The following is a 1,915-nucleotide window of genomic DNA, read 5'->3' as shown; positions in this document are numbered from 1 at the left end:
CGATGCCGCAATCGGCCAGCGTGTCCGGCCAGTCTCTCCCCATCGCGGGCGGGATCGCGGTCGATTGGCAGACCCCGGCGACGCCGCTGCTGCGGCGGGCCCTGGCCCGCTTCTCCCATCGCCTGCAGGCCCTGTCCGGCAGCGCCGTCGTCCTGGCCGGCACGCCCCCCGTTGGTACGCCGATCCTGCATATCCGCTACGGGCGCGATCCCGCCTGGCTCTCGGTGCGGGCGCGCGAAGCCTATCGCCTGTCGGTGGCGGCGGATGGTGTATCGCTGGCGGCCGACGGCCCCGCCGGGGTCATCCACGGCCTAGCCACGCTGCTGCAACTGGTCCAGCCCGCGTCCTCCTCTTCCGCCGGCGCTTCGCTGGCGATGGCCCGCATCGACGACGCGCCGCGTTTCCCCTGGCGCGGCCTCATGATCGACGTATCGCGCCATTTCATGTCGGTCGACACGATCGAGCGTCAGCTCGACGCGATGGAACTGACCAAGCTGAACGTGCTGCACTGGCATCTCAGCGACGGCACAGGCTTCAGGGTCGAAAGCCGCCTGTTCCCGAAATTGCAGCAGATCGGCGGCCATCATCAATATTACACCCAGGCGCAGATCCGCGCGGTGGTCGCCTATGCCGCCGATCGCGGCATCCGCATCGTGCCCGAATTCGACATACCGGGCCACACGCTGGCGATTCTGGAAGCCTACCCCGAACTTGCCGCCCAGCAGCCCGTGCCGCTGACCCCCGGATGGCACCAGACCTGCGCCACCGAATCCGCCTCAGGCGAAACGACGGCAAGCTGCGCGAAGACGATCAACCTGAACAATCCCGCCCTCGATCCCACCCGGCCACAGACCTTGCGCTTCGCCCGCGCGCTCTATGCCGAAATGGGGCGCCTCTTTCCCGACCGCTATTTCCATTCGGGCGGGGACGAGGTCTCGTCCCGGCAATGGACCGCCAATCCCAGGATCGTGGCCTATATGAAGGCCCACGGCTTCGCCGACGCCCCCGCCCTGCAGGCCGCCTTCACCGCCCAGGTGCAGGACGTGCTGGCCGCCCAGGGCAAGATCATGATGGGCTGGGACGAGGTCAGCGAGGCCCCGATCCCCAAGAACGTGGTGGTCGAGGCCTGGCGCAGCTCGAAATGGATCGCTTCGGCCACCCGCGCCGGCCACCCGGTCGTGGTCTCCTCCGGCTATTACCTGGATCTGCTCCGCCCTTCGGCCCAGCATTACCGGGTCGATCCGATGGATCCCAAGGCCGACGGCCTGTCCCCGCAGGACGCGATCGCGGCCCGGCCGAAAATGGGCGCTCTGGTCGACGCATTCACCATCGACCCCCACGCGACGCCGCTGGACACGGCGCAGCAGGCGCTGGTGCTGGGCGGCGAGGCCCCGCTCTGGAGCGAGGTCGTTTCCGACGAAATGGTCGATGCGCGGCTCTGGCCCCGCTCGGCCGCCATCGCGGAACGGTTCTGGTCCCCGGCCGGCGTGCATGACGTCGCGGACATGGAACGCCGCCTGCCCGCCATACAGCACGAGCTGGAGGTCACGGGCCTGGCCGCCGGTACCAACACCGACCGGATGATCGCGCTGCTGACGCCGGCCGACGTGACGCCGCTGACGATCCTGACCTCGGTCACCGTGCCGGTGCGCAATTACGGGCTGAACCGCCTGGCCGCCCATGGCGGCGACGCCATGCTGAAGGCCCCGGCCGCCATCGCCGCCCCCGACAGTTTCGCGGCCATGGATTTCAACGGCATGGCCGCCCGCTACGCCGCCGGCGACCATGCGGTGGCCGACACCCTGCGCGCGCGCCTGATGGCCTATGCCGGCAACGACATGGCCTATGCCCGGATCGCCACCACGCCGGCCCTCCAGGCGGCCCGCCCGGTGTCGCGGCAACTCGCGGCGCTGGC

General features: G+C 69.7%; 1 protein-coding gene. It reads left to right on the top strand.

Going from position 1 to position 1,915, the window contains the following annotated elements:
* Window positions 1-2: 2 nt before the first annotated feature.
* Window positions 3-1,915: beta-N-acetylhexosaminidase (locus tag HUK84_RS16590; protein WP_176641266.1), on the top strand; the 1,913-nt coding region annotated here is incomplete at its 3' end.

It is taken from the genome of Nguyenibacter vanlangensis, from assembly GCF_013376155.1.
GTDB classification, from domain to species: domain Bacteria; phylum Pseudomonadota; class Alphaproteobacteria; order Acetobacterales; family Acetobacteraceae; genus Gluconacetobacter; species Gluconacetobacter vanlangensis.
Note: the sequence above shows the minus strand (reverse complement) of the source record. Positions and strands in the feature narration are given on the sequence as shown.